The 21,280-nt window shown below is 66.5% G+C and carries 19 protein-coding genes; 10 read left to right on the top strand and 9 right to left on the bottom strand.

The features are described 5' to 3' along the window. Positions 1 to 17 precede the first annotated feature (17 nt). Entirely contained in the window at positions 18 to 1,295 is a 1,278-nt protein-coding gene (locus AC5P67_RS01225; RefSeq protein WP_005414536.1) for an efflux RND transporter periplasmic adaptor subunit, read from the bottom strand. 203 nt (positions 1,296 to 1,498) lie between these two features. Here AC5P67_RS01225 and glmS point away from each other — a divergent pair, with 203 nt between their 5' ends. Then, complete coding sequence (glmS, locus tag AC5P67_RS01220; protein ID WP_012481313.1) at positions 1,499 to 3,337, top strand: glutamine--fructose-6-phosphate transaminase (isomerizing); 1,839 nt, start codon at positions 1,499 to 1,501, stop codon at positions 3,335 to 3,337. Between the two features lie 446 nt (positions 3,338 to 3,783). Further along, on the top strand, positions 3,784 to 4,215 hold the full coding sequence (locus tag AC5P67_RS01215; RefSeq protein WP_005411115.1) for a CBS domain-containing protein: 432 nt from the start codon (positions 3,784 to 3,786) through the stop codon (positions 4,213 to 4,215). Positions 4,216 to 4,282: 67 nt separating this feature from the next. Here AC5P67_RS01215 and AC5P67_RS01210 read toward each other — a convergent pair whose 3' ends face one another. Beyond that, positions 4,283 to 4,711 (bottom strand): VOC family protein, encoded by a 429-nt coding sequence (locus tag AC5P67_RS01210; protein WP_099524328.1) that lies wholly within the window; start codon positions 4,709 to 4,711, stop codon positions 4,283 to 4,285. Between the two features lie 94 nt (positions 4,712 to 4,805). Then, on the bottom strand, positions 4,806 to 5,324 hold the full coding sequence (gene gloA / locus AC5P67_RS01205; RefSeq protein WP_005414533.1) for a lactoylglutathione lyase: 519 nt from the start codon (positions 5,322 to 5,324) through the stop codon (positions 4,806 to 4,808). A 126-nt stretch (positions 5,325 to 5,450) separates the two neighbouring features. Between gloA and AC5P67_RS01200 the strand changes: the two genes are divergently transcribed. Then, on the top strand, positions 5,451 to 6,563 hold the full coding sequence (locus AC5P67_RS01200; RefSeq protein WP_005411112.1) for a PLP-dependent cysteine synthase family protein: 1,113 nt from the start codon (positions 5,451 to 5,453) through the stop codon (positions 6,561 to 6,563). A gap of 138 nt (positions 6,564 to 6,701) precedes the next feature. On the opposite strand, the gene AC5P67_RS01195 is transcribed toward AC5P67_RS01200, so the two are convergent. After that, positions 6,702 to 7,106 (bottom strand): hypothetical protein, encoded by a 405-nt coding sequence (locus AC5P67_RS01195; protein ID WP_049461475.1) that lies wholly within the window; start codon positions 7,104 to 7,106, stop codon positions 6,702 to 6,704. Between the two features lie 170 nt (positions 7,107 to 7,276). On the opposite strand from AC5P67_RS01195, the gene AC5P67_RS01190 reads away from it, so the two are divergent. Further along, complete coding sequence (locus AC5P67_RS01190) at positions 7,277 to 9,307, top strand: M3 family metallopeptidase (RefSeq protein ID WP_495214267.1); 2,031 nt, start codon at positions 7,277 to 7,279, stop codon at positions 9,305 to 9,307. Positions 9,308 to 9,410: 103 nt separating this feature from the next. Here AC5P67_RS01190 and AC5P67_RS01185 read toward each other — a convergent pair whose 3' ends face one another. The 3 genes from AC5P67_RS01185 to AC5P67_RS01175 form a co-directional block, all read right to left on the bottom strand. After that, positions 9,411 to 10,214 (bottom strand): SDR family oxidoreductase, encoded by an 804-nt coding sequence (locus AC5P67_RS01185; RefSeq protein WP_012481308.1) that lies wholly within the window; start codon positions 10,212 to 10,214, stop codon positions 9,411 to 9,413. After that, positions 10,211 to 10,777: a DUF1415 domain-containing protein gene (locus tag AC5P67_RS01180; RefSeq protein WP_043035533.1), complete on the bottom strand. Its 567-nt coding sequence runs from the start codon at positions 10,775 to 10,777 to the stop codon at positions 10,211 to 10,213. Before AC5P67_RS01180 ends, AC5P67_RS01185 begins: the two co-directional genes overlap by 4 nt. Positions 10,778 to 10,878: 101 nt before the next feature. Then, positions 10,879 to 11,361: a YajQ family cyclic di-GMP-binding protein gene (locus AC5P67_RS01175; protein WP_005411107.1), complete on the bottom strand. Its 483-nt coding sequence runs from the start codon at positions 11,359 to 11,361 to the stop codon at positions 10,879 to 10,881. A gap of 126 nt (positions 11,362 to 11,487) precedes the next feature. Between AC5P67_RS01175 and AC5P67_RS01170 the strand changes: the two genes are divergently transcribed. The 3 genes from AC5P67_RS01170 to AC5P67_RS01160 all read left to right on the top strand — a co-directional run bounded on the left by AC5P67_RS01170 (position 11,488) and on the right by AC5P67_RS01160 (position 14,279). After that, entirely contained in the window at positions 11,488 to 12,384 is an 897-nt protein-coding gene (locus AC5P67_RS01170) for a DMT family transporter (protein WP_005411106.1), read from the top strand. 201 nt (positions 12,385 to 12,585) lie between these two features. Further along, positions 12,586 to 13,593: a methionine ABC transporter ATP-binding protein gene (locus AC5P67_RS01165; RefSeq protein ID WP_005411105.1), complete on the top strand. Its 1,008-nt coding sequence runs from the start codon at positions 12,586 to 12,588 to the stop codon at positions 13,591 to 13,593. Further along, positions 13,590 to 14,279, top strand: coding sequence for a methionine ABC transporter permease (locus AC5P67_RS01160; protein WP_005411104.1), 690 nt, complete (start codon positions 13,590 to 13,592; stop codon positions 14,277 to 14,279). The genes AC5P67_RS01165 and AC5P67_RS01160 overlap by 4 nt, the downstream gene beginning before the upstream one ends. A gap of 70 nt (positions 14,280 to 14,349) precedes the next feature. Here the strand turns inward: AC5P67_RS01160 and AC5P67_RS01155 are convergent, their stop codons facing one another. Beyond that, positions 14,350 to 14,952: a lipocalin family protein gene (locus AC5P67_RS01155; RefSeq protein WP_005411103.1), complete on the bottom strand. Its 603-nt coding sequence runs from the start codon at positions 14,950 to 14,952 to the stop codon at positions 14,350 to 14,352. 128 nt (positions 14,953 to 15,080) lie between these two features. On the opposite strand from AC5P67_RS01155, the gene AC5P67_RS01150 reads away from it, so the two are divergent. Continuing rightward, positions 15,081 to 15,407 carry a hypothetical protein gene (locus AC5P67_RS01150; protein ID WP_005414528.1) on the top strand — a complete coding sequence of 109 codons (327 nt, stop codon included), beginning with the start codon at positions 15,081 to 15,083 and terminating at the stop codon, positions 15,405 to 15,407. A 69-nt stretch (positions 15,408 to 15,476) separates the two neighbouring features. Further along, positions 15,477 to 17,573 (top strand): prolyl oligopeptidase family serine peptidase, encoded by a 2,097-nt coding sequence (locus tag AC5P67_RS01145; protein WP_024957061.1) that lies wholly within the window; start codon positions 15,477 to 15,479, stop codon positions 17,571 to 17,573. A 127-nt stretch (positions 17,574 to 17,700) separates the two neighbouring features. Here the strand turns inward: AC5P67_RS01145 and AC5P67_RS01140 are convergent, their stop codons facing one another. Then, entirely contained in the window at positions 17,701 to 18,894 is a 1,194-nt protein-coding gene (locus AC5P67_RS01140) for a pyridoxal phosphate-dependent aminotransferase (protein WP_172798044.1), read from the bottom strand. A 220-nt stretch (positions 18,895 to 19,114) separates the two neighbouring features. Here AC5P67_RS01140 and AC5P67_RS01135 point away from each other — a divergent pair, with 220 nt between their 5' ends. Further along, the gene (locus tag AC5P67_RS01135; protein WP_111189692.1) at positions 19,115 to 21,226 is read left to right on the top strand and encodes a S9 family peptidase; all 2,112 of its coding nucleotides are present in this window, start codon (positions 19,115 to 19,117) and stop codon (positions 21,224 to 21,226) included. Positions 21,227 to 21,280: the final 54 nt, after the last annotated feature.

Below are 21,280 nucleotides of genomic sequence, written 5' to 3'. Positions count from 1 at the left end.
GATTCAGGTATCAGGTATCAGTTGACGGAGACGCGTTCGGCGTCCTTGAACAGGTCGCTGCCGGAGACCACGATGCGGTCGCCCGGCTGCACACCCGACTTGATTTCCACTTCGCCCAGGCTGCTGACGCCCAGTTCCACCGGACGGCGCACGGCGGTGCGGCCATCCATCACGTAGGCCATGCCATTGCCCTGTTCGACGAACGGGCCGCGCTCGACCTTGAGCACGTTCCTGCGGGTATCGAGCAGCACGCGCACTGACATCCGCTGGCTCTGGCGCAGGCCTTCCGGCTGCGCGCTGGCAAAGCGCACGCGGGCATTGACCTCGCCGTTGACCACTTCCGGCGACACCGCGCTGATCTCGCCCGGGAAGGGCTGGCCGTTGCCACCGGTCAGCTGTGCGGGCATGCCGATCGCCAGGTCGCGGGCGAAGCTCTCCGGCACCTTGATCTCGACTTCGAACTTGGACAGGTCGACCACGCCCAGCACCGGGGCATTGGCGGCCAGGTTGGTGGACTGCACCGCCTGCACCTGGCCGACCTGGCCATCGAACGGGGCACGCAGCGTCAGCGCATCGACCTGGCGCTGTACTTCGGCCACCACCGCCTTCTGGCGATCGGCCAGCAGGCGCTTGTTGCGGGCATCCAGGTCCGCGCCCTGGCTCTGCAGGCGGGCATCGGTGGTGGCGTTGGCCAGGGTGATGTCGGCCTTCTTCAGCGAGTCCTTGGCCTTGGCCAGGTCGATCTGCGGCACCGCCCCGCCGTCGTAGCCGCGCTGGTAGCGCTGCAGGTCGCGGTCGGCGGCCTGCCGTTCGATGGTGGCCTGGTCGGTTTCCTTGCGCGACTTGGCGCGGGCCAGGGTGGCGTCCAGCGCGGCACGGCTGGCCTCGGCCTCCAGGCCGGCCAGGGTGGCCTGTTCCTGGGCCAGCTTGCTGCGCAGTTCGGGGCTGTCGATGACCGCCAGCTCCTGCCCCTTCTTCACCACGTCACCGGCGACCACCTTCAGGTCCACGGTGCCCGCAGAGATGGCATACAGGACCGGGCTGTTGGCGGCGATCACGCGGCCGTCGGCGGCGATGTCACGGACCAGGTCGCCCCGCTTCACTTCGGCGATGCGCACGCGGCTGCTGTCGAAGGAGCGGCTGGCGTTGGACCAGGCGTGCACGGCCCAGCCGATGCCGGCGAGCAGGGCGATCGTGCCCAGCGCCGGCCAACGGTAACGGAGCCAGTTGGCGCGCGGAGCGCTGGCCGGAGCGGAGGAAACGATCTGGTCCTGGGCGGAAGTGTCGCGGATCATCGGGTGCGTGCCTGACGGTGGTAGCCAGTACCAAGCACGTAGCGTGCCAACTTTAATTCCTTATGGGTCAATGAGTTGGGGTGTGATGTGAAGTGTCCGGGTGTCCGCGGACACCTTTCCGGACACTTTCATTAAGCGGACAGGAGGGGGAGCGCGGGCACGCAGGCTAGAATGCGACGATCGTCTTCAAGGAAACGCGTGACATGTGTGGAATCGTGGGTGCGATCGCTGATCGCGACGTAGTGCCGGTGCTGATCGAAGGCCTGAAGCGGCTGGAGTACCGTGGTTACGATTCCTCCGGCATCGCGGTGATCGACCAGGGTGAGCGCCGCGATGTACGTCGCGTGCGTCGTACCGGTCGTGTGTCGGAAATGGCCACGGCGGCCGAGGCCGAGGGCTTCAACGCGGTGCTGGGCATCGGCCACACCCGCTGGGCCACCCATGGGGGCGTCACCGAGGCCAACGCGCATCCGCACATCAGCCATGGCGTGGCGCTGGTGCACAACGGCATCATCGAGAACCACGAAGAGCAGCGCGAGAAGCTGCGTGCGCTGGGCTACACCTTCGAGTCGCAGACCGACACCGAAGTCATCGCACACCTGATCCACCATCACCTGAAGAGTGGTGACGACCTGCTGGTGGCGCTGCAGCATACGGTGAAGGAGCTGACCGGTGCCTACGCACTGGCCGTGGTCAGCCGCGCCGAGCCGGAACGCTTCGTCTGCGCGCGGATGGGCTGCCCGCTGCTGATCGGCCTGGGCGAGGGCGAGAACTTCGTTGCTTCCGACGTCTCGGCGGTGATCTCGGCCACCCGCAAGGTGATTTTCCTGGAAGAGGGCGATACCGCCGAGATCCGTCGCGATGGCGTGCGCATCTTCGACGAGCACGACCGGCCGATCGAGCGCGACGTGCATCTGTCCGATGTGTCGCTGGCATCGCTGGAGCTGGGCCCGTACCGCCACTTCATGCAGAAGGAGATCCACGAGCAGCCGCGCGCGCTGGGCGACACCATCGAGGCGGCGATCGACGCCGGTGGTTTCCCGGCCGGGCTGTTCGGCAAGAACGCCGAAGCGGTGCTGTCGGGCATCGAGGGTGTGCAGATCATCGCCTGCGGCACCAGCTACTACGCCGGCCTGACCGCGCGCTACTGGATCGAAGCCATCGCCGGCCTTCCGTGCAGCGTGGAGATCGCCAGCGAGTACCGCTATCGCGCGGCCTACGCGAACCCGAAGCATCTGATCGTCACCATCTCCCAGTCCGGCGAAACGCTGGATACGATGGAAGCGCTGAAGTACGCCAAGTCGCTCGGCCACAAGCACACGCTGTCGATCTGCAACGTGCCGGAAAGTGCGATTCCGCGCGCCAGCGAACTGGTGTGCTACACCCGTGCCGGTGCCGAGATCGGCGTGGCCTCGACCAAGGCCTTCACCACCCAGCTGGCGGCACTGTTCCAGCTGACCGTGGTGCTGGGCAAGCTGCACGGCCGCATCGACGCGGCGCAGGAAGCGGACTACCTCGAGCAGCTGCGCTTCCTGCCGGGCAGCGTGCAGCACGCATTGAACATGGAGCCGCAGATCGCTGCCTGGGCCGAGCGTTTCGCACGCAAGAGCAGCGCGCTGTTCCTGGGCCGTGGCCTGCATTACCCGATCGCGCTGGAAGGCGCGCTCAAGCTCAAGGAAATCTCCTACATCCACGCCGAGGCCTACCCGGCAGGCGAGCTGAAGCATGGCCCGCTGGCGCTGGTGGACGAGGACATGCCGGTGGTGGTGATCGCGCCGAACGACAGCCTGCTGGAGAAGGTGAAGTCGAACATGCAGGAAGTGCGCGCGCGTGGCGGTGAACTGTTCGTGTTCGCCGACCAGGACAGCAACTTCAACGAGTCCGAAGGCGTGCACGTGATCCGTACGCCGCGTCATGCCGGCGTGCTCAGCCCGATCGTGCACACCATTCCGGTGCAGTTGCTGGCCTACCACACCGCGCTGGCGCGCGGCACCGACGTGGATAAGCCGCGCAACCTGGCCAAGAGCGTGACGGTGGAGTAACACCCGTCAGCTCGGTTGGAGGTTGCAAGCGAAGGGGGCCGTGTGGGCCCCCTTTCGTTTGTGCCGGTGGCAGCGGCAAGTGGGACAGTCACAGGGTGTTCTGTCCACCGTCGGCAGCAGGCAATCAATCTTTAACGCGTGGCATCGCGTGTATTCAGCGGCGGTTTCAGCCGCGGTGCCATTCTCTGGATCGTCGGTTGGTTCCCACGACGAACTGTCCCATCGATGCCGGTAGTGACCGATGGTCGCAGTCGTAGAATCGATTTGACCGAGGTCCGGGTTGAGCGGTTGAACCCACCTCGTTCGCGTTGCAGCACGTCGTCTGCCGATCCGTTCCAAGCGGCAGCCGGGTGCGCCAGACGTGCGCTGAAAGGTCTGTTCCCGGGGAGGGGGCGTATCGGAAGAGCACACTTTTTGACTTCAGTGACCTGCACCAGGAAACAAGAATGAACGTCCGCGAACTCCTGCAATCCAAGAAAGAAGCTGTCATCACCATCGATGCCGAAGACACCATTGGTGCCGCCGCCCACAAGATGAGCGCGAACAGGATCGCTGCACTGGTGGTGATGAAGGACGATGCCCCGGTCGGCATCATTTCCGAGAAGGACATCGTGCGTACCCTGGCCGACGACGGCCCGCAGGCCGGCCGCCGGGTGATTTCCAGCCTGCCGTCCACCGGCCTGGAGGGCATCGCCCCGGAGGCCACCCTGAAGCAGGCCATGTCGTTGATGACGTACTCGCGGCGCCGTCATCTGATGGTCACCGAAGGCACTCGTCTGGTCGGCATCCTCAGCCTGGGCGACATCGTGAAGAACCTGCTGGGCGAGCTGGAGCTGGAAAAGGCCGTGCTGCAGGACATCTACATGGCCGCCCACTGAGGGCTGCAGAGCTGGAAGCAGAGAAGCCGGGCATTGCCCGGCTTCTTCGTTCACGGCATCGGTGAAATCAGAAAGTGACCTTCACCGAGTCGGCGCTGTAGTTGGCTGGGCCGTGGTAGACCACTTCGATGTTGTTGCCATCCGGGTCGAGCACGAACGCGCCGTAGTAGCCCGGGTGGTAAGGGCGTTCACCGGGCGCGCCGTTGTCGGTGCCGCCGGCGGCGATCGCGGCGGTATGGAAGGCATCGACGGTGGCGCTGTCGCGGGCCTGGAAGGCCAGATGGTGGCGGCCGGTCAGCTGGCCGGTAGCGGCCGTGCTGCTGGCGCTGGAAATGAACAGCTCATCGGCCCAGAAGTAGTCATCGCCTTCACCGGCGATCGGGATGCCGATCGTATCGAACACCGCCTGGTAGAAGCGGCGGCTGGCCGCCAGGTCGTGCACTACCAGCTGGATGTGGTCGATCAGGCGGCCACGGTGCAGTTCCATCGTTTCCATACCAACCTCGCAGAAAAAGGGGACGGAGGGGATTAAGTCGCTTCCAGCCCAATAATGCCAGAAACGACTTAATCCCCTCCGTCCCCTTTTCGGGTCAGACGTTGGCGATGATCTCGACCCAGTAGCCGTCCGGGTCCTTGATGAAAGCCAGGTTCTTCATGCGGCCGTCGGTCAGGCGCTTCTGGAAGGTCACGCCCAGATCCTCGAAGCGCTGGCAGGCGGCCTCGATGTCCGGCACCGACACGCAGATGTGGCCGAAGCCGCGCGGGTCGCTGTTGCCGTCGTGGTAGACCGCGCCGTCCTGGGTTTCGGTGCCGTGGTTGTGGGTCAGTTCCAGCACGCCCGGCAGCCCGGCCATCCACAGGCGGCGGGCGTTGTCATCTTCCGGCACCGTGACGCCAGCGGGCACGTAGGCCAGGAAGTACAGGCTGAACTGGGCCTCGGGGAAGTCGCGCTTGTCGATCAGCTGGTAGCCGAGCACGCGGGTGTAGAAGTCCAGCGAAGCGGCAATGTCCTTCACGCGCAGCATGGTGTGGTTGAACACGAAGCCGGTGGTTTCGGCCGGGGCCTGGGCGGCGACGCCGGGAACATCGCGCAGGGCGGGAATGGTCATGGGGGGAGGTCCTTCAGACAGGGCCGTTGCCGGCCGGATTGAGCCATTCTACCGGCCAGCACCTGACGGCACTGCGACGTACAATGGCCGGATCGCACCGTTCCGTCCTGACAACGATTGCCCGCCATGTCGCAGCGTGAATGGGTGGCTGCCGCCATCCGCAAGATCGAAGCTGATTTCAACCGTTCCGCCGATACCCACCTGATTCCGCTGGCGCTGCCAGGGTTCGAGGGCATCGACCTGTACCTGAAGGATGAGTCGAGCCATCCCACCGGCAGCCTGAAGCACCGGCTGGCGCGCTCGCTGTTCCTGTATGCGCTGGCCAATGGCTGGTTGCGTGAAGGGCGTCCGGTGATCGAGGCCTCCAGCGGCTCGACCGCCGTGTCCGAAGCCTATTTCGCGCGGCTGCTCGGCCTGCCGTTCATTGCGGTGATCCCGGCCTCCACCTCGCCTGAAAAGATCGCCGCGATCGAGTTCCACGGCGGCCGTTGCCACCTGGTCGAACGTGCCTGCGACCTCAACTGTGATTCGGAAAAGCTGGCCCGTGAAACCGGCGGCCACTTCATGGACCAGTTCACCTATGCCGAGCGCGCCACCGACTGGCGTGCCAACAACAACATCGCCGAGTCCATCTTCAAGCAGATGGCCGAGGAGCCCAGCCCGGTTCCGGAATGGATCGTGTGCAGCCCCGGTACCGGCGGTACCGCAGCGACGCTGGGCCGCTATGTCAGCTATCGCCGGCATGACACCCGCATCCTCTGTGCGGACCCGGAAGTGTCGGTGTTCTTCGATGGCTACAAAGCCGCCGTGGCCGGTGAGCAGGACTGGCGCGGCCTGACCTGCAGCGGTGGCTCGCGCGTGGAAGGCATCGGCCGGCCGCGGGTAGAGGCGAGCTTCATCCCGACCAGTGTCGATGCGATGGTGAAGGTGCCCGATGCGCTGAGCCTGGCCGCGATGCGCCATGTCAGCCGCCAGCTGGGCCGCCGTGTCGGTGGCTCCACCGGCACCAACTTCATCGGTGTGCTGCAGGCGGCGCAGTGGATGCGCGAGGCGGGCCACCAGGGCAGCATCGTCAGCATCCTGTGCGACAGCGGCGAGCGCTACGCGCAGAGCTACTACGATCCATCGTGGTATGCGCGCCAGGGCATCGATGTCGACGGCGCCGATGCGCAACTGGCGGCGGCGGTGGCCGGGCAGGGACTGCCCGAATTGCCGTGGTGCAGCCTGGAAGCGTTGTAACGCGGCAACGCACGGCCGGCTGTGCGTCGGCTGGGGAGAGTCGACTGTTAGTCGACTGCTCCAGGTTCAGGTCGCGAAAATCCCGCGCTGCGCGCGAAAGTCGACTAACAGTCGACTCTACCCGGTCGCCGGGGCGTCTCAATATCCCGCTGCAGTGAACGCGTCCAGCACCGCGTCGCGCAGTGCATCGGGCAAGGCCTCGATGTCCATCGCGCGATCATCCAGATGCAGGCTCGGGTCCAGGATGCTCGCTCGGCCCTGGGCCAGCGCCTGCAGCCACAGCAGCACGCAGATCGCGAACTCGCGCTCATGGCCCAGCCGCAGCTGGCTGGCGCCGCGTTCGATCACCTCGAACGGGTACCACTCCTGCGCATCGTTGAACGTGCCGCCCTGCTGCAGCACTGCCTGCAACTGCTGCAGATGGCGCGGGGCGTCATCGCCGGCATCGCACAATGCGGCGATCCAGGTCAGTTCGGCCGGGCTGGCGGACAATGCCAGTGACCGGGCCGGTGAGGCGGATGCAACTGCAGCCAGACCTTCCATGTAGGGCCTCATTCGGTGCGTACCGCTGCGGACTCCCCCGCAGCCAGAGCTTCGGTGCGCGACCGTAAGGCCGACGTGAATGCCGGGCCGTGCCCCCTTGTCAGCCCCGCCTGCCAGCGCCATATCCTGCATGCTGCCCGCCTGCCGGGCCCGTACCCTGGAGATCTGCCGTGACCGTTGCCAACCCCCTGCTCGATTTTTCCGGCCTGCCGCGCTTCGAGGCCATCCGCCCCGAGCACGTGGCGCCGGCGCTGGACGTGCTGCTGGCCGAGGCCGAAGCCGCCGTCAGCGCCGCCGAGCAGCTGCAGCCGGTCACCTGGCAGACCTTCGTTGCCCCGCTGGATGACGCCACCGAGCGCCTGTGGCGCGCCTGGGGTCTGGTCGGCCACCTGCAGGGCGTGGTCAACACCCCGGAACTGCGTGAGGCCTACAACAGCAACCTGCCGCGGGTGACCCGCTTCGCCAGCGCGCTGGGCCAGAACCTGGCGTTGTACCGGCAGTACCAGACGCTGGCCGCCAGTGCCGAGGCGGCGCGCTTCGACGCGGCCCAGCGCAAGGTGCTGGACAACACCCTGCGCGATTTCCGCCTCGGTGGTGCCGAGCTGGCGCCGGAGGCGCAGCAGCGCTTCGCGGCGATCAAGGAAGAACTGTCGGCCCTGTCGGCGAAGTTCTCGCAGAACGTGCTCGACGCTACCGATGCCTGGTCGCTGATCATCGAGGACGAAGCGCGGCTGAAGGGCCTGCCGGAAGACGTGAAGGCCGCCGCGCATGCCGCAGCACAGAAGGACGGCAAGGCCGGCTGGAAACTGACCCTGCAGATGCCGTGCTACCTGCCGGTGCAGACCTGGGGCGAGGACCGCGACCTGCGCGAGATGCTGTACCGCGCCAGCGCACAGCGTGCGTCCGAATTCGGCGATGAGTCCCTGGACAACAGCGGCAACATCGATCGGATCCTCGCCCTGCGCGCTGAACTGGCCGCGCTGCTCGGCTTCGATTCGTATGGCGATTATTCGGTAGCGACCAAGATGGCGCAGGACCCGGCCGAAGTGCTGGGTTTCCTGCGTGACCTGGCCGCGCGCGCCAAGCCGTTCGCGGCCAGGGACCGGGCCGACCTGGAGCAGTTCGCACGCGAGCAGCTGGGCATCGACAGCCTGCAGGCCTGGGACCTGGCGTTCGCCGCCGACCGCCTGAAGCAGGCCCGTTACAGCTATTCCGAACAGGAAGTGAAGCAGTATTTCACCGAACCGAAGGTGCTTGGCGGCCTGTTCTCGGTGATCGAGCAGCTGTACGGCCTGCGCGTGCAGGAGGACAGCGCACCGGTGTGGCATGACGACGTGCGCTTCTTCCGTCTGGTCGATGCGCAGGGCGCGCTGGTTGGCCAGTTCTACCTGGACCTGTACGCGCGCGAAGGCAAGCGCGGTGGCGCGTGGATGGATGATTGCCGCAACCGTCGCGTGCGCGCAGACGGCAGCGTGCAGACACCGCTGGTCTACCTGGTGTGCAACTTCGGCCGCGGTGCCAATGGCAAGCCGGCCACCTTCAGCCATAACGAAGTGACCACGCTGTTCCATGAGATGGGCCACGGCCTGCACCAGCTGCTGACCCGCATCGGCGAACTGGGCGTGGCCGGCATCAACGGCGTGGAATGGGATGCAGTGGAGCTGCCCAGCCAGTTCATGGAGAACTTCTGCTGGGAATGGGACCACCTGCAGGCGATGACCGCGCACGTGGACAGTGGTGAGCCGCTGCCGCGCGCGCTGTACGAACGGATGCTGGCGGCGCGCAACTTCCACAGCGGCATGGCCACCGTGCGCCAGCTGGAGTTCGGCCTGTTCGACATGCTGTTGCACAGCCAGTTCGAACCGGCGCAGGACAGCGTGCTGGCGCTGCTTGATCGCGTGCGCGCGGAAGTGGCGGTGAATCACCCGCCGGTCTGGAATCGCTTCCCGCACCAGTTCAGCCACATCTTTGCTGGCGGCTACGCGGCCGGTTACTACAGCTACAAGTGGGCTGAAGTGCTCAGTGCCGACGCCTATGCGGCGTTCGAGGAAGCGCCGCAGGCACTGGCCGAGACCGGTGCACGCTTCCGCGATGAGATCCTGTCGCGCGGTGGCAGCCGCCCGGCGGCGGAGAACTTCAAGGCCTTCCGTGGGCGCGCGCCGCAGATCGACGCGCTGCTGCGCCACTCGGGCATGGCGTAAACCGTTGTGGTGGGTGCCAACCCTGGTTGGCACTTCACCGCCATCCACGCATGGCGTGGGTCTGCCGGAATGCCGGCCAGCGGCCGGCACTACCGAAGACCGGTCATTCGGCGTAGATCATCTTCCGGGTCATGCCGCCGTCGACGATGAAGTCCTGGCCGGTGCTGAAACCGGACAGCGACGACAGCAGGTACACCGCCAGTGCACCGATATCTTCAGGGCGGCCGACCCGGCCGACCGGATGCTGTGCGTGGTCGATGGCCGAGTACTCTGGTTCATGGCGCCGTGAGGGTGCCTGCCACGCAGTGGTACCGACCCAGCCGGGGCTGATGCTGTTTACCCGCACCGCCGGGCCGGCGCTGATCGCCAGCGCATGGGTGAAGGCCACCAGGCCACCCTTGGCCGCCGCATAGGCCTCGCTGTGCGCTTCGGATTGCCAGGCGCGGGTGGAGGCGATGTTGATGATCGCGCCCGCAGCACTGTCCGTCAGCGCCGGCAGCGCGTGCTTGCTGCACAGGAAGGCGCCATGCAGCGACGACAGCCGGCGTTGCCATTCGTGCCAGTCCATGTCCTGCAGCCGCGTGCCGTGCGGCCCGGCGATGCCGGCATTGTTGACCAGCCCGTCGATGTGGCCGAAACGCTGCAGCGCCTCGGCGATGAAGTCGCGCACGCTGGCTTCGTCGGTGATGTCCAAACGCTGGAACGCGGCATCCTCACCGCGCTGCCATTCGTCCAGGCAGGCCTGGCCGGCCTCCCTATCGAGGTCGCCGATCAGCACGCGTCCGCCGGCACCGAGCACGGCCTGGGCAATACCGCGACCGATGCCGTTGGCGCCGCCGGTGACCAGCACCACCTTGCCCGACAGTGGCGCGGCCGGCCATGCGGCAATCGGCGGCACCGTGCTCACGTCAGGTCTTCGCCGCGCAGGCGACGATGCCAGCCGTCCACGCCGATGCGGTCCAGGGTCTGGATGTTGCGCTCGACAATCACGTCCGGGTCCGGATACACATCCACCGCGCGCGCCACGCTGTCTTCGCGCAGCAGGTGCAGGGTGGGGAAGGGCGCGCGGTTGGTGTAGTTGCTGGCGTCGTCGGCGGCCACGCCCTCGAACTGGTAATCCGGATGGAAGCTGGCCACCTGCAGGATCCCCTGCAGGTCCAGTGCCTCGATCGCCGCATCGGCGTTGTCGAGGAAGTCGTTGTAGTCGAGGAAATCGCTCAGCACCTGCGGATGCACGATCAGCGTCGTGTCGATCTGCTCGGCCGGCGTGTCGCGCAGCAGCACCAGCTCCTCGGCCAGCTGTTCAACCAGCGCTTCTGTCGTGGTCGCATCGCTGAGCACGATGCGGACCTGGTCCTTCACGTATACCGCCTTGGCGAACGGGCACAGGTTCAGGCCGATGACGATGCGCTCCAGCCACAGGCGGGTCGCGGCGATCGGGTCATCGATGGGCAGGTCGGAATCGGTCATGGCGGGCACGTCGGCTGGCGGGGCCGACATTGTAGGCGCGTCGCTGGCAACGCGCCGTCGTACCTGCGGCTGGCAGCGCCGGGGGATTCCCGGCAGGTGGCTCAGTCGCGGAAATTGTTGAACTGCAGCGGCAGCTCGAACTTGCCGGCCTTGAGCACGGCGATGGCGTCCTGCAGGTCATCGCGCTTCTTGCCCTGCACGCGCAGCTTGTCGCCGTTGATCTGGCTTTCCACCTTCAGCTTGGCGTCCTTCAGGGCCGCCGCGATCTTCTTGGCGATCTTCTGCTCGATGCCCTGCTTGACGGTGATCTTCTGCCGGGCCTGGGCCAGGTTGGTCTCGATGTCGCCGAACTCCAGGCTGAGCACGTCGATGCCGCGCGCGGCCAGGCGAGCACGCAGGATGTCGTTCATCTGCTTGAGCTGGAATTCGGTCGGCGCGAACTGATTGATGACATCGCCGTCGCGCTCGAACTTTGCGTCCACGCCCTTGAAGTCGAAGCGGGTGGCCAGTTCGCGGTTGGCCTGGTCGATGGCGTTGGTCAGCTCGTGGGTGTCGACTTCGGACACGACGTCGAAGGAAGGCATGGGCGATGCTCCGCAGGTTTCAGTGGCGATCATTCTATCGTGCCGGCCCGCGTGCCCGCTTTCTGTGGAGCCCGGCCCATGCTCGGCGGCCGCCCTACAATCCGGTGCGGTCGGCGATAATGGGCCATGAACGTGCAACGCTCCCCTTCGCGTGCGGTGGCCTGGATGGTCGCTGCGGTCGCCTGTTTCTCGCTGATGGACGCTGGCATGAAGCAGCTGTCGGCCAGCTATCCGACCCTGGAAGTGACTTTCCTGCGTGGTGCGGCCTCGTTGCCGTTCGTGCTGGTGTGGGTGCTGGTCAGTGCCGGCCCACGTTCGCTGGTGCCGCGGCGCTGGGGCCTGCACCTGCTGCGTGGCGCGTTGGGCATGGCGATGATCGGCTGCTTCGTGTTCGCCCTGCGCGACCTGCCGCTGTCCACCGCCTACACCATCTACTTCGTTGCCCCGCTGCTGATCGCCGCGCTGTCGGTGCCGTTGCTGGGCGAGCGGGTCGGGCCGCGGCGCTGGGTCGCCATCGGCATTGGCCTGGTGGGCGTGCTGGTGGTGCTGCGGCCGGGCGTGGATGGCTTCATTTCGGTGCCCGGCCTGATGGTGCTGGCGGCGGCAACGGCCTATGCCGTGGCGGCGATCACGGTCAGCCTGCTGACCCGCACCGATACCTCGCAGTCGATGGTGGTCTGGTTCCTGGTGATCATGGCCATCGGCGCCGGCCTGCTCGCCATTCCCGGCTGGGTACCGCTGCAGCTGGCACACGCGCCTTTGATTGCCGGCATGGGCCTGGCCGGGGCGCTGGGCCAGATTGCCCTGACCAAGGCCTTCCAGCTGGGCGAGGCCTCGATGATCGCGCCGCTGGAGTACAGCGGCCTGGTCTGGGTGATCGGCTGGGATCTGGCCTTCTGGGGCCAGCTGCCGGACGGCTATACCTGGGTGGGAGCGGCGATCATCGTCGCCTCGGGGCTGTACCTGCTGCATCGCGAGCGGGTAAACCGGCAGGAACCGCCGAAGCCGCTGGATCATCCCTGAGCCCGGGGGTAGTGCCGGCCGCTGGCCGGCAACCCCTTGCGCCGGAGGGACCGCTGCAGGTGCCGGCCAGCGGCCGGCACTACCGGGGACAGTTTCTTAGAACCAAAAGGAATAACATTCTGGGCCATGGCGCGGGCGCGCGACCGCCTGCGCTGGTAGGCTGCACGCCCCCTTCCGTCACCCAGCCGGTGAGCCACGCCCGTGATCGAGTTCCAGCGCCTGCACAAATCCTATGCCGTTGCCGGCCGCGAAGTCAGCGCGCTGCAACCGTTGGACCTGACCATCGAGGCCGGTGAGGTTTTCGGCATCATCGGCCATTCCGGCGCCGGCAAGTCGACACTTATCCGCATGATCAACCGCCTGGAAGAACCCAGTGGTGGCCGGCTGCTGATCGGCGGTGAGGATGTCACCGCGCTGGACGCGGACGGCCTGCGCGCGCTGCGCCGGCGCATCGGCATGATCTTCCAGCACTTCAACCTGCTGTCCTCGCGCACGGTGGCCGGCAATGTCGCCTTCCCACTGGAACTGGCCGGCACGCCGAAGACGGAGATCGACGCGCGCGTGGCCGAGCTGCTGCAGACTGTGGGCCTCGAAGCGCATGCGCAGAAGTATCCGGCGCAGCTGTCCGGTGGCCAGAAACAGCGCGTCGGCATCGCCCGCGCGCTGGCGACCCGTCCGCAGATCCTGCTGTGCGACGAGGCCACCAGTGCGCTCGACCCGCAGACCACCGCTTCGGTGCTGTCGCTGCTGTCGAAGATCAATCGCGAGCTGGGCCTGACCATCGTGCTGATCACCCACGAGATGGACGTGATCCGCCGTGTCTGCGACCGCGTTGCGGTGCTCGATGCCGGCCAGATGGTCGAAACCGGTCCGGTCACCCGGGTGTTCCTGCACCCGCAGCACCCGACCACGCGCCGTTTCGTCAGCGAATCGGAGCATGTGGACGAGGGCACGCTGCACCGCGATTTCGATGCCGTCGGTGGCCGCATCGTGCGCCTGACCTTCCTCGGTGGCGACACCTACGAACCCCTGCTCGGCCGCGTCGCGCGCGAGACCGGGGTCGACTACAACATCCTGTCCGGCCGCATCGACCGGATCAAGGACACCCCGTATGGCCAGCTGGTGGTCGCCCTGGTGGGCGGCGACCAGTCCGCCGCGCAGGCCGCGTTCGTGGCCGCCGGCGTGCATGTTGAGGAGCTGCGTCGATGATCATCGCTACTGCCGGCGGATTCTTCCGCCACCTGGACGCGGGCAAGTGGGCCGACATCGGCCAGGCCACCATCGACACCCTGCTGATGCTGCTCGGTTCGCTGCCGCTGACCCTGGCCATCGGCCTGCCGCTGGGCGTGCTGCTGTACCTGTTCGGTGCACCGCAGATGAAGCGCCGTCCGTTCGCCTATGGCGTGCTGGCGCTGGTGGTGAACCTGCTGCGCTCGGTGCCTTTCATCATCCTGATGATCGTGCTGATCCCGGTCACCCTGTTCCTGATGGGGACGTCGCTGGGTGTACGCGGTGCGATCGTGCCGCTGGTCATCGGTGCCGCGCCGTTCTACGCGCGCCTGGTCGAGACCGCACTGCGCGAAGTGGACCGTGGCGTGATCGAAGCGACCCAGGCGATGGGAGCCACCACCTGGCAGCTGGTCACCCGCGTGCTGCTGCCGGAAGCGCGCCCGGGCCTGATCGCTGGCGCAACGGTCACCACCGTCGCGCTGATCGGCTTCACCGCGATGGGCGGTGCGATCGGCTCCGGTGGCCTTGGCGACCTGGCCTTCCGCGACGGCTACCAGCGCTCGCACACCGACGTGGCGCTGGTCACCGTGGTCCTGCTGCTGATCCTGGTGCAGCTGCTGCAGATGCTTGGCGACCGCCTGGTCGCGCATTACAGCCGCAGATAACAGAATGCCGGGCGGCGCCCGGCATCTCGTTCGGGTAGTGCCGGCCGCTGGCCGGCAATCCCACGTGCGGTCAACGCACGTTCGGTACTTCGTAACCCAGCTTCCCGACCTGCTCCGGGTGCTGCGGCACGCGCTTGAGCTTGTCGGTGTTCACCCCGTACTCGTCACGCAGGCGTTCGGCCAGCTCCTTGTACAGGGCTTTGTCCATGTCCGGCGTACGCGAGAAGATCCAGGCCATCTCGCGGCCCGGGTAACCGATCAGTGCCCACGAGTAATCCGGTGCCACTTCCAGCACCCGCGAATGGGTAGGCACGACGCGGTAGAACCAGGTGCGCCAGCCGTGGTTGCCGCTGTCCGGGTCGACGCTGGCGCGGGCACGCACTTCCTGCAGCGGTTCGCCGAAGCCATCACGGTAGCGGTAGGTGATGCCGACCTTGTGCTCGTCGCGCAGTTCGTAGTCGTTGACGCTGGCCACATGGCCACGTTCGATGAAGTTCGGCACGCGGCCGATCACGTACCAGGTGCCCATGAAGCGCTTCAGGTCGATCGGCGCATCCGGGTCGGTCGCGCGCGGGGTGCTGGCGCGGGGCGATGGCGGCTCACTGGCGGCCACGGCGGGGCCCGCCAGGGACAGGGCCAACAGCATGGCGCAGAGCGGGCGGATCGAAGTCATGCGGGAGCGGGCTCAGAAGGGCTTTGCCTGAGCATGGTCGACTGAGCGTGCGCGATCCGTCAATGGTGTCGCAACCTGTGAGAAGGGCCTTGCCCAAGCTGTGTTGCATTGTCCACCGGAGAAGCCCCATGAACGCACGTTCCGTCCGCCGCCCTGCAACTGAACGCGTCATCATTGAACGCGCCGATCCGCGCCTGCTGCGCAGCGTGCGGCAGGTGGCCCTGGCCGGCCTGGCGCTGGTACTGGTCTGGCCAGCCGCGCGCGGCAGCAACGCCTGGCTGGGCTGGCTGCCGATGTGGCTGGTGGGCATGCCGCTGGTGGCCTGGTGGGCGCTGCTGCGCTTCCCTGTGCCGCGCCTGTCGTGGCTGCGGCTGGCCCGTCGCACCGGTGGACAGGCACATCGTCGCACCGCCGGGACGCCCCGCCGTCGCCGCCGCGCTACGGCCACGGCCTGACCTTCGACACGGGGGCGGCTGCAGCGATCCATGCTAGCGTTCCACGGCTTATGACTGCCTGGAGCTGCAATGTCTCGACTCGCTTCCGCCTGCCTGCTGGCTGGCATGATGACCGCTGCCTCGGTGGGGACCGCCGTGGCTGCTGAAGACACCGATCGCTACGCCTGGCTGGAGGACGTCACCGGCGACAAGCCGCTGTCCTGGGTCAAGGAACAGAACGCCAAGTCCGAGGCGCGCCTGGCGCAGACCCCGGCCTTCAAGCAGATGGAGACCAGCATCCGCGAGGTGCTCGACTCCGATGCCAAGATTCCCGCCGTGCAGAAGATCGGTGACTACTATTACAACTTCTGGAAGGACCAGCAGCACGAGCGTGGCCTGTGGCGCCGCACCACGCTGGCCGAGTACCGCAAGGCCTCGCCGCAGTGGGAGACCGTGCTTGACCTCGATGCCCTGAACAAGGCCGAGGGCGAGAACTGGGTCTGGCACGGCGCCGACTGCCTGCGCCCGGATTACAGCCGCTGCCTGATCGCGCTGTCGCGCGGTGGTGCCGACGCCGACGTGACCCGCGAGTTCGACCTGGCCAACAAGACCTGGATCAAGGACGGCTTCTTCCGTCCGGAGTCGAAGGGCGGCCTGAACTGGATCGATCGCGACACCGTATTCGTCTACACCGACTTCGGTGCCGGCTCGATGACCACCTCCGGCTACCCGCGCGTGGCCAAGCTGTGGAAGCGTGGTACGCCGATGGCCTCCGCCAGCGTAGTGTATGAAGGCAAGCCGGAAGACATGTACATCGCGGCGATGCACGATGACACCCCGGGCTTCGAGCGCAACCTGGTCAGCCGCACGCTGGCGTTCTACAACAACGAGATCTACCTGCGTGGCGACGATGGCACGCTGACCAAGATCGATGCGCCGAACTCGGCCGAGAAGGGCCTGCACAAGCAGTGGCTGACCCTGGAGCTGCGTGATCCGTGGACCGTGGGTGGCAAGACCTATGCGTCCGGTTCTCTGCTGGCGACCAGGCTGGATGACTTCCTGGCCGGCAAGCGTGAGTTCGACGTGCTGTTCACCCCGACCGCGACCACCTCGCTGGCCAGCGCCACCTGGACCAAGAGCCACCTGGTGCTGAACGTGCTGGATGACGTCAAGAACCGCCTGTCGGTGCTGACCCCGGGCGCCAATGGCTGGCAGACCAGCCGCTTCGTCGGCGCGCCGGCCTTCGGCACGCTGGGCGTGGCTGCGGTCGACAGCAACGACAGCGACGCGGTGTGGCTGACCGCCACCGACTACCTGACCCCGACCACCCTGGCGCTGGCCGAGATCGGGCAGGCCCCGGAAACGCTGAAGACCATGCCGGCCTTCTTCGATGCCAAGGGCAAGGTAATCGAGCAGCACTTCGCCACCAGCAAGGACGGCACCCGCGTGCCGTACTTCGTGGTGCACGACAAGGCGATGAAGCTGGACGGTTCCAACCCGACCCTGCTGTACGGTTATGGTGGTTTCGAGATCTCGCTGACCCCGGGCTACTCCGGTGGCATGGGCCGCGCCTGGCTGGAGAAGGGCGGCGTGTACGTGGTTGCCAACATCCGTGGCGGCGGCGAATACGGCCCACGCTGGCACCAGGCGGCGCTGAAGCAGAACCGCCACAAGGCCTATGAAGACATGGCCGCAGTGGCACGCGATCTGGTCAAGCGCAAGATCACCAGCGCCAGGCACCTGGGCGTGCAGGGCGGCAGCAACGGTGGCCTGCTGACCGGCAACATGCTGACCCAGTACCCGGAACTGTTCGGTGCGGTGGTGGTGCAGGTGCCGCTGCTGGACATGAAGCGCTACAGCCATCTGCTGGCCGGTGCCTCGTGGATGGCCGAGTACGGCAACCCGGATACCAGCGACTGGGCGTTCATCAAGACCTTCTCGCCGTACCACCTGTTCGACGCGAAGAAGAAGTACCCGCCGGTGCTGTTCACCACCTCCACCCGCGATGACCGCGTGCACCCGGGCCACGCCCGCAAGATGGCGGCGAAGATGATCGACGCCGGCAAGGACGTGACCTACTACGAGAACATCGAAGGTGGCCACGGCGGTGCAGCCAACAACGCGCAGGCCGCACACATGTCGGCGCTGGCCTACAGCTTCCTGTGGGAGCGGTTGGGCGGTAAGTAAGCAGACAGGCAGAACGGAAAACGCCGCCCCAGGGCGGCGTTTTTCTTTATCCGCTAGTGCCGGCCGCTGGCCGGCAACCGCATCATTCACGCATTCCCGGGTTGCCGGCCAGCGGCCGGCACTACCGTCAACGTGATCCCTGCCAGCGCTGCAACCCACGCGCGATCCGTGCCACCGCCTCCTGCAACCGCGGCACTTCCTGGGTATAGGCCAGGCGCACGTGCTGGTTGGCGCGATGGAAGCCGAAATCCAGCCCGGGCGTGAATGCCACGTGCTCGGTTTCCAGGAAGTGGGCGCAGAACGCCTGTGCGTCATCGGTGAATGCGCTGACATCGGCGTACAGGTAGAACGCACCCTGCGGCTCGACTTCGATGCGGAAGCCCAGCTCGCGCAGCGCGGGCAGCAGGAAGTCGCGGCGCTGGCGGAACGCTTCGCGACGCTGCTCGAAGATCGCCATCGACTCCGCGCTGAAGCAGGCGAGCGCGGCATGCTGGGCGATGCTCGACGCGCTGATGTACAGGTTCTGCGCGAGTTTCTCCAGGTCCGGCACGGCTGCTGGCGGTGCCACCAGCCAGCCCAGCCGCCAACCGGTCATGCCGAAGTATTTGGAAAAGCTGTTCAGCACGAATGCGCTGTCATCCACCTGCAGCACGCTGGGTGCATCCAGGCCATAGGTGAGGCCGTGGTAGATCTCGTCCACCACCAGGTGACCACCGCGCGCGTGCAGGGTCTTCGACAGGGCGGCCAGTTCGTCGGCGGAGAGCACGGTGCCGGTCGGGTTGGCCGGTGAGGCAACCAGCGCGCCGACGCTGTCGGCATTCCAATGCTGTTCCACCAGCGACGGTGTGAGCTGGTAGGCAGTGTCCGGGCCGACCGGCACCAGCTGTGCGCCGCCTTCAACGAGGCGCAGGAAGTGGCGGTTGCACGGATAACCAGGGTCGGCCAGCAGCCAGTGGCGGCCGGGATCGACCAGCAGGCTGCTGGCCAGCAGCAGCGCACCGGAGCCGCCGGGGGTGACCAGGATGCGTTCGGGGTCGACGTCCAGCCCGTAGTGGCTGCGATAGAAGCCGCTGATCGCCTGGCGCAGGGCGGGCAGGCCACGTGCGGCGGTGTAGCGGGTATGGCCGGCGGCCAATGCGGCCTGGCCGGCACGCACGATCGGTTCGGCGGTGGTGAAGTCCGGTTCGCCGATTTCCAGGTGGATCACGTCGTGGCCGGCCTGTTCCAGCGCCTGCGCGCGGGCCAGCAGGGACATCACGTGGAACGGAGCGATTTCATGGCTGCGCCGGCTGTAGCCCGGCGTATGGGGCAGGGTACTCATGCAGCCCATGGTACGCCGCGTACCGGGGTCACGCGCTCTGGCAGTGCCGGCCGCTGGCCGGCAACCGACCCACCCGCAGGCCGTGAGGGTGCCGGCCAGCGGCCGGCACTACCGGCAGGCATGGCCACCATGACGTTCCGCAGGGTTGCCCACCGTCCTTCCGCAACCCAGACTCGGGCGCAAGGACGCCATTGCATTGCCCCTCAAGGAGCCCTATCTCATGAAATCCACCCTCTGCCTGTTGCTTGCCAGCCTGATGACCACCACTGCCACCGCCGCCACTCCGCCCGTTCCGCCGGATGCCGCCAAGCATCCGCATGTGGTCAAGGCGCCGTTCGGCGCGACCCGCAACGATGACTATTACTGGCTGCGCGACGACAAGCGCGGGAACAAGGACATGCTGGCCTACCTGCAGGCCGAGAATGCCTATGCCGACCAGCTGCTGGCGCCGCTGAAGCCGCTGGAAGACACCCTGTACAAGGAGATCGTCGGCCGCATCAAGCAGGACGATTCCAGCGTGCCGGCGCGCGAGCGTGGCTACTGGTACTACAGCCGCTTCGAAACCGGCCAGGACTACCCGATCCACGCACGCCGCAAGGGCAGCATGGAGGCCGCCGAGGAAATCCTGCTGGACGTCAACGCGATGGCTGCCGGCAAGGGCTATTTCAGCGTCGGCTCGATGGAAGTCAGCCAGGACAACCAGCTGCTGGCCTGGGCCGATGATGATGTCGGCCGCCGCCAGTACACCATCCGCTTCAAGGACCTGGCCACCGGCAAGGTGCTGCCCGATGTGATCACCGGCAGCTCGGGCGACCTGGTCTGGGCCGACGACAACCGCACCGTGCTGTACGTCGAGAACGATCCGGAAACGTTGCTGACCGTGCGCGTGAAGAAGCACGTGCTGGGCACCCCGGCCAGCGCCGACACCGTCGTCTACGAAGAGAAGGACGACAGCTTCTACATGGGCATCGGCCGCACCCGCGACGATCGCTTCATCACCATCGGCGTGCACAGCACCGTGTCCTCGGAAGAGCGTTACGCGCCGGCCAGCGACCCGACCCACTTCACCGTGCTGGCGCCGCGCCAGCGCGATGTCGAGTACGACGCCGACCACTACGATGGCCGCTGGGTGATCCGTACCAATGACGGTGCGAAGAATTTCAAGCTGGTCACCGCACCGACCGATGCGACCTCGCGTGCGCAGTGGAAGGACTGGATCGCGCACGACGATGCGGTGTTCATCGAAGGCTTCGAACTGTTCGATGGCTACACCGCCATCGCCGAACGCTCCGAGGGCCTGGAACGCATCCGCCTGCTGTTCAAGGATGGCCGCAGCGACTACGTGAAGGCCGACGAGCCGGCGTACTCGATGGGCCTGGGCGACAACACCGAGGCTGATACGCCCTGGTTGCGCTACGTCTACACCTCGATGACCACCCCCACCACCGTGTTCGAACTGAACACCGCCACCGGTGAGCGCCGCCAGCTGAAGGTGCAGCCGGTGATCGGCTATGACGCGTCGAAGTACGAAACCGACCGCGTCTGGATCACCGCGCGCGATGGCGTGAAGGTGCCGGTGTCGCTGGTCTACCGCAAGGGCTACCAGAAGGATGGCAAGGGCGCGTTGTTCCAGTACGCCTATGGCAGCTACGGCATGTCGATGGATCCGTACTTCAACCAGACCGCGGTGAGCCTGCTCGACCGCGGCGTGGTGTATGCCATCGCCCACATCCGCGGTGGCCAGGAAATGGGCCGCGACTGGTACGAGAACGGCAAGCTGCTGCACAAGCAGAACACCTTCAACGACTTCATCGACGTCACCCGTGGCCTGGTGGCACAGGGCTGGGCGGCGAAGGATCGCGTGGCGGCATCCGGGGGCAGTGCCGGTGGCCTGCTGATGGGCGCGGTGGCCAACCAGGCGCCGCAGGACTACCGCGTGATGGTGGCCCAGGTGCCGTTCGTCGACGTGGTGACTACCATGCTCGACCCGACCATTCCGTTGACCACCAACGAGTACGACGAGTGGGGCAACCCGGAGCAGAAGCAGTTCTACGACTACATGCTGTCCTACTCGCCCTACGACAACGTCAGCAAGCAGGCCTATCCGGCGCTGTTCGTGGGCACCGGCCTGTGGGATTCGCAGGTGCAGTACTGGGAACCGGCCAAGTGGGTGGCCAAGCTGCGTGACGACAACACCGGCCACTACCCGATCCTGTTCCGCACCAACATGGAAGCCGGCCACGGCGGTAAGTCGGGGCGCTTCCAGCGTTACCGCGAGCTGTCCGAGTCGTACGCATTCATGCTGCAGCAGCTGGGCATCGCCCAGCCGTGATCGCGACAGGGTGCCGGGCACTGCCTGGCACCCTGAACCGGTATCCTTGCGGCC

Source organism: Stenotrophomonas sp. YJH_SMC_21 (genome assembly GCF_059369555.1).
The sequence above is the reverse complement of the archived record's forward strand: the minus strand, read 5'-3'. Positions and strand labels throughout refer to the sequence as shown.

Coding starts and splice junctions, on each gene's coding strand:
- AC5P67_RS01225 (WP_005414536.1), bottom strand. CDS start 1,295: ATGATCCGCGACACTTCCGCCCAGGACCAGATCGTTTCCTCCGCTCCG.
- glmS (WP_012481313.1), top strand. CDS start 1,499: ATGTGTGGAATCGTGGGTGCGATCGCTGATCGCGACGTAGTGCCGGTG.
- AC5P67_RS01215 (WP_005411115.1), top strand. CDS start 3,784: ATGAACGTCCGCGAACTCCTGCAATCCAAGAAAGAAGCTGTCATCACC.
- AC5P67_RS01210 (WP_099524328.1), bottom strand. CDS start 4,711: ATGGAAACGATGGAACTGCACCGTGGCCGCCTGATCGACCACATCCAG.
- gloA (WP_005414533.1), bottom strand. CDS start 5,324: ATGACCATTCCCGCCCTGCGCGATGTTCCCGGCGTCGCCGCCCAGGCC.
- AC5P67_RS01200 (WP_005411112.1), top strand. CDS start 5,451: ATGTCGCAGCGTGAATGGGTGGCTGCCGCCATCCGCAAGATCGAAGCT.
- AC5P67_RS01195 (WP_049461475.1), bottom strand. CDS start 7,106: ATGGAAGGTCTGGCTGCAGTTGCATCCGCCTCACCGGCCCGGTCACTG.
- AC5P67_RS01180 (WP_043035533.1), bottom strand. CDS start 10,777: ATGACCGATTCCGACCTGCCCATCGATGACCCGATCGCCGCGACCCGC.
- AC5P67_RS01175 (WP_005411107.1), bottom strand. CDS start 11,361: ATGCCTTCCTTCGACGTCGTGTCCGAAGTCGACACCCACGAGCTGACC.
- AC5P67_RS01170 (WP_005411106.1), top strand. CDS start 11,488: ATGAACGTGCAACGCTCCCCTTCGCGTGCGGTGGCCTGGATGGTCGCT.
- AC5P67_RS01160 (WP_005411104.1), top strand. CDS start 13,590: ATGATCATCGCTACTGCCGGCGGATTCTTCCGCCACCTGGACGCGGGC.
- AC5P67_RS01155 (WP_005411103.1), bottom strand. CDS start 14,952: ATGACTTCGATCCGCCCGCTCTGCGCCATGCTGTTGGCCCTGTCCCTG.
- AC5P67_RS01150 (WP_005414528.1), top strand. CDS start 15,081: ATGAACGCACGTTCCGTCCGCCGCCCTGCAACTGAACGCGTCATCATT.
- AC5P67_RS01145 (WP_024957061.1), top strand. CDS start 15,477: ATGTCTCGACTCGCTTCCGCCTGCCTGCTGGCTGGCATGATGACCGCT.
- AC5P67_RS01140 (WP_172798044.1), bottom strand. CDS start 18,894: ATGAGTACCCTGCCCCATACGCCGGGCTACAGCCGGCGCAGCCATGAA.
- AC5P67_RS01135 (WP_111189692.1), top strand. CDS start 19,115: ATGAAATCCACCCTCTGCCTGTTGCTTGCCAGCCTGATGACCACCACT.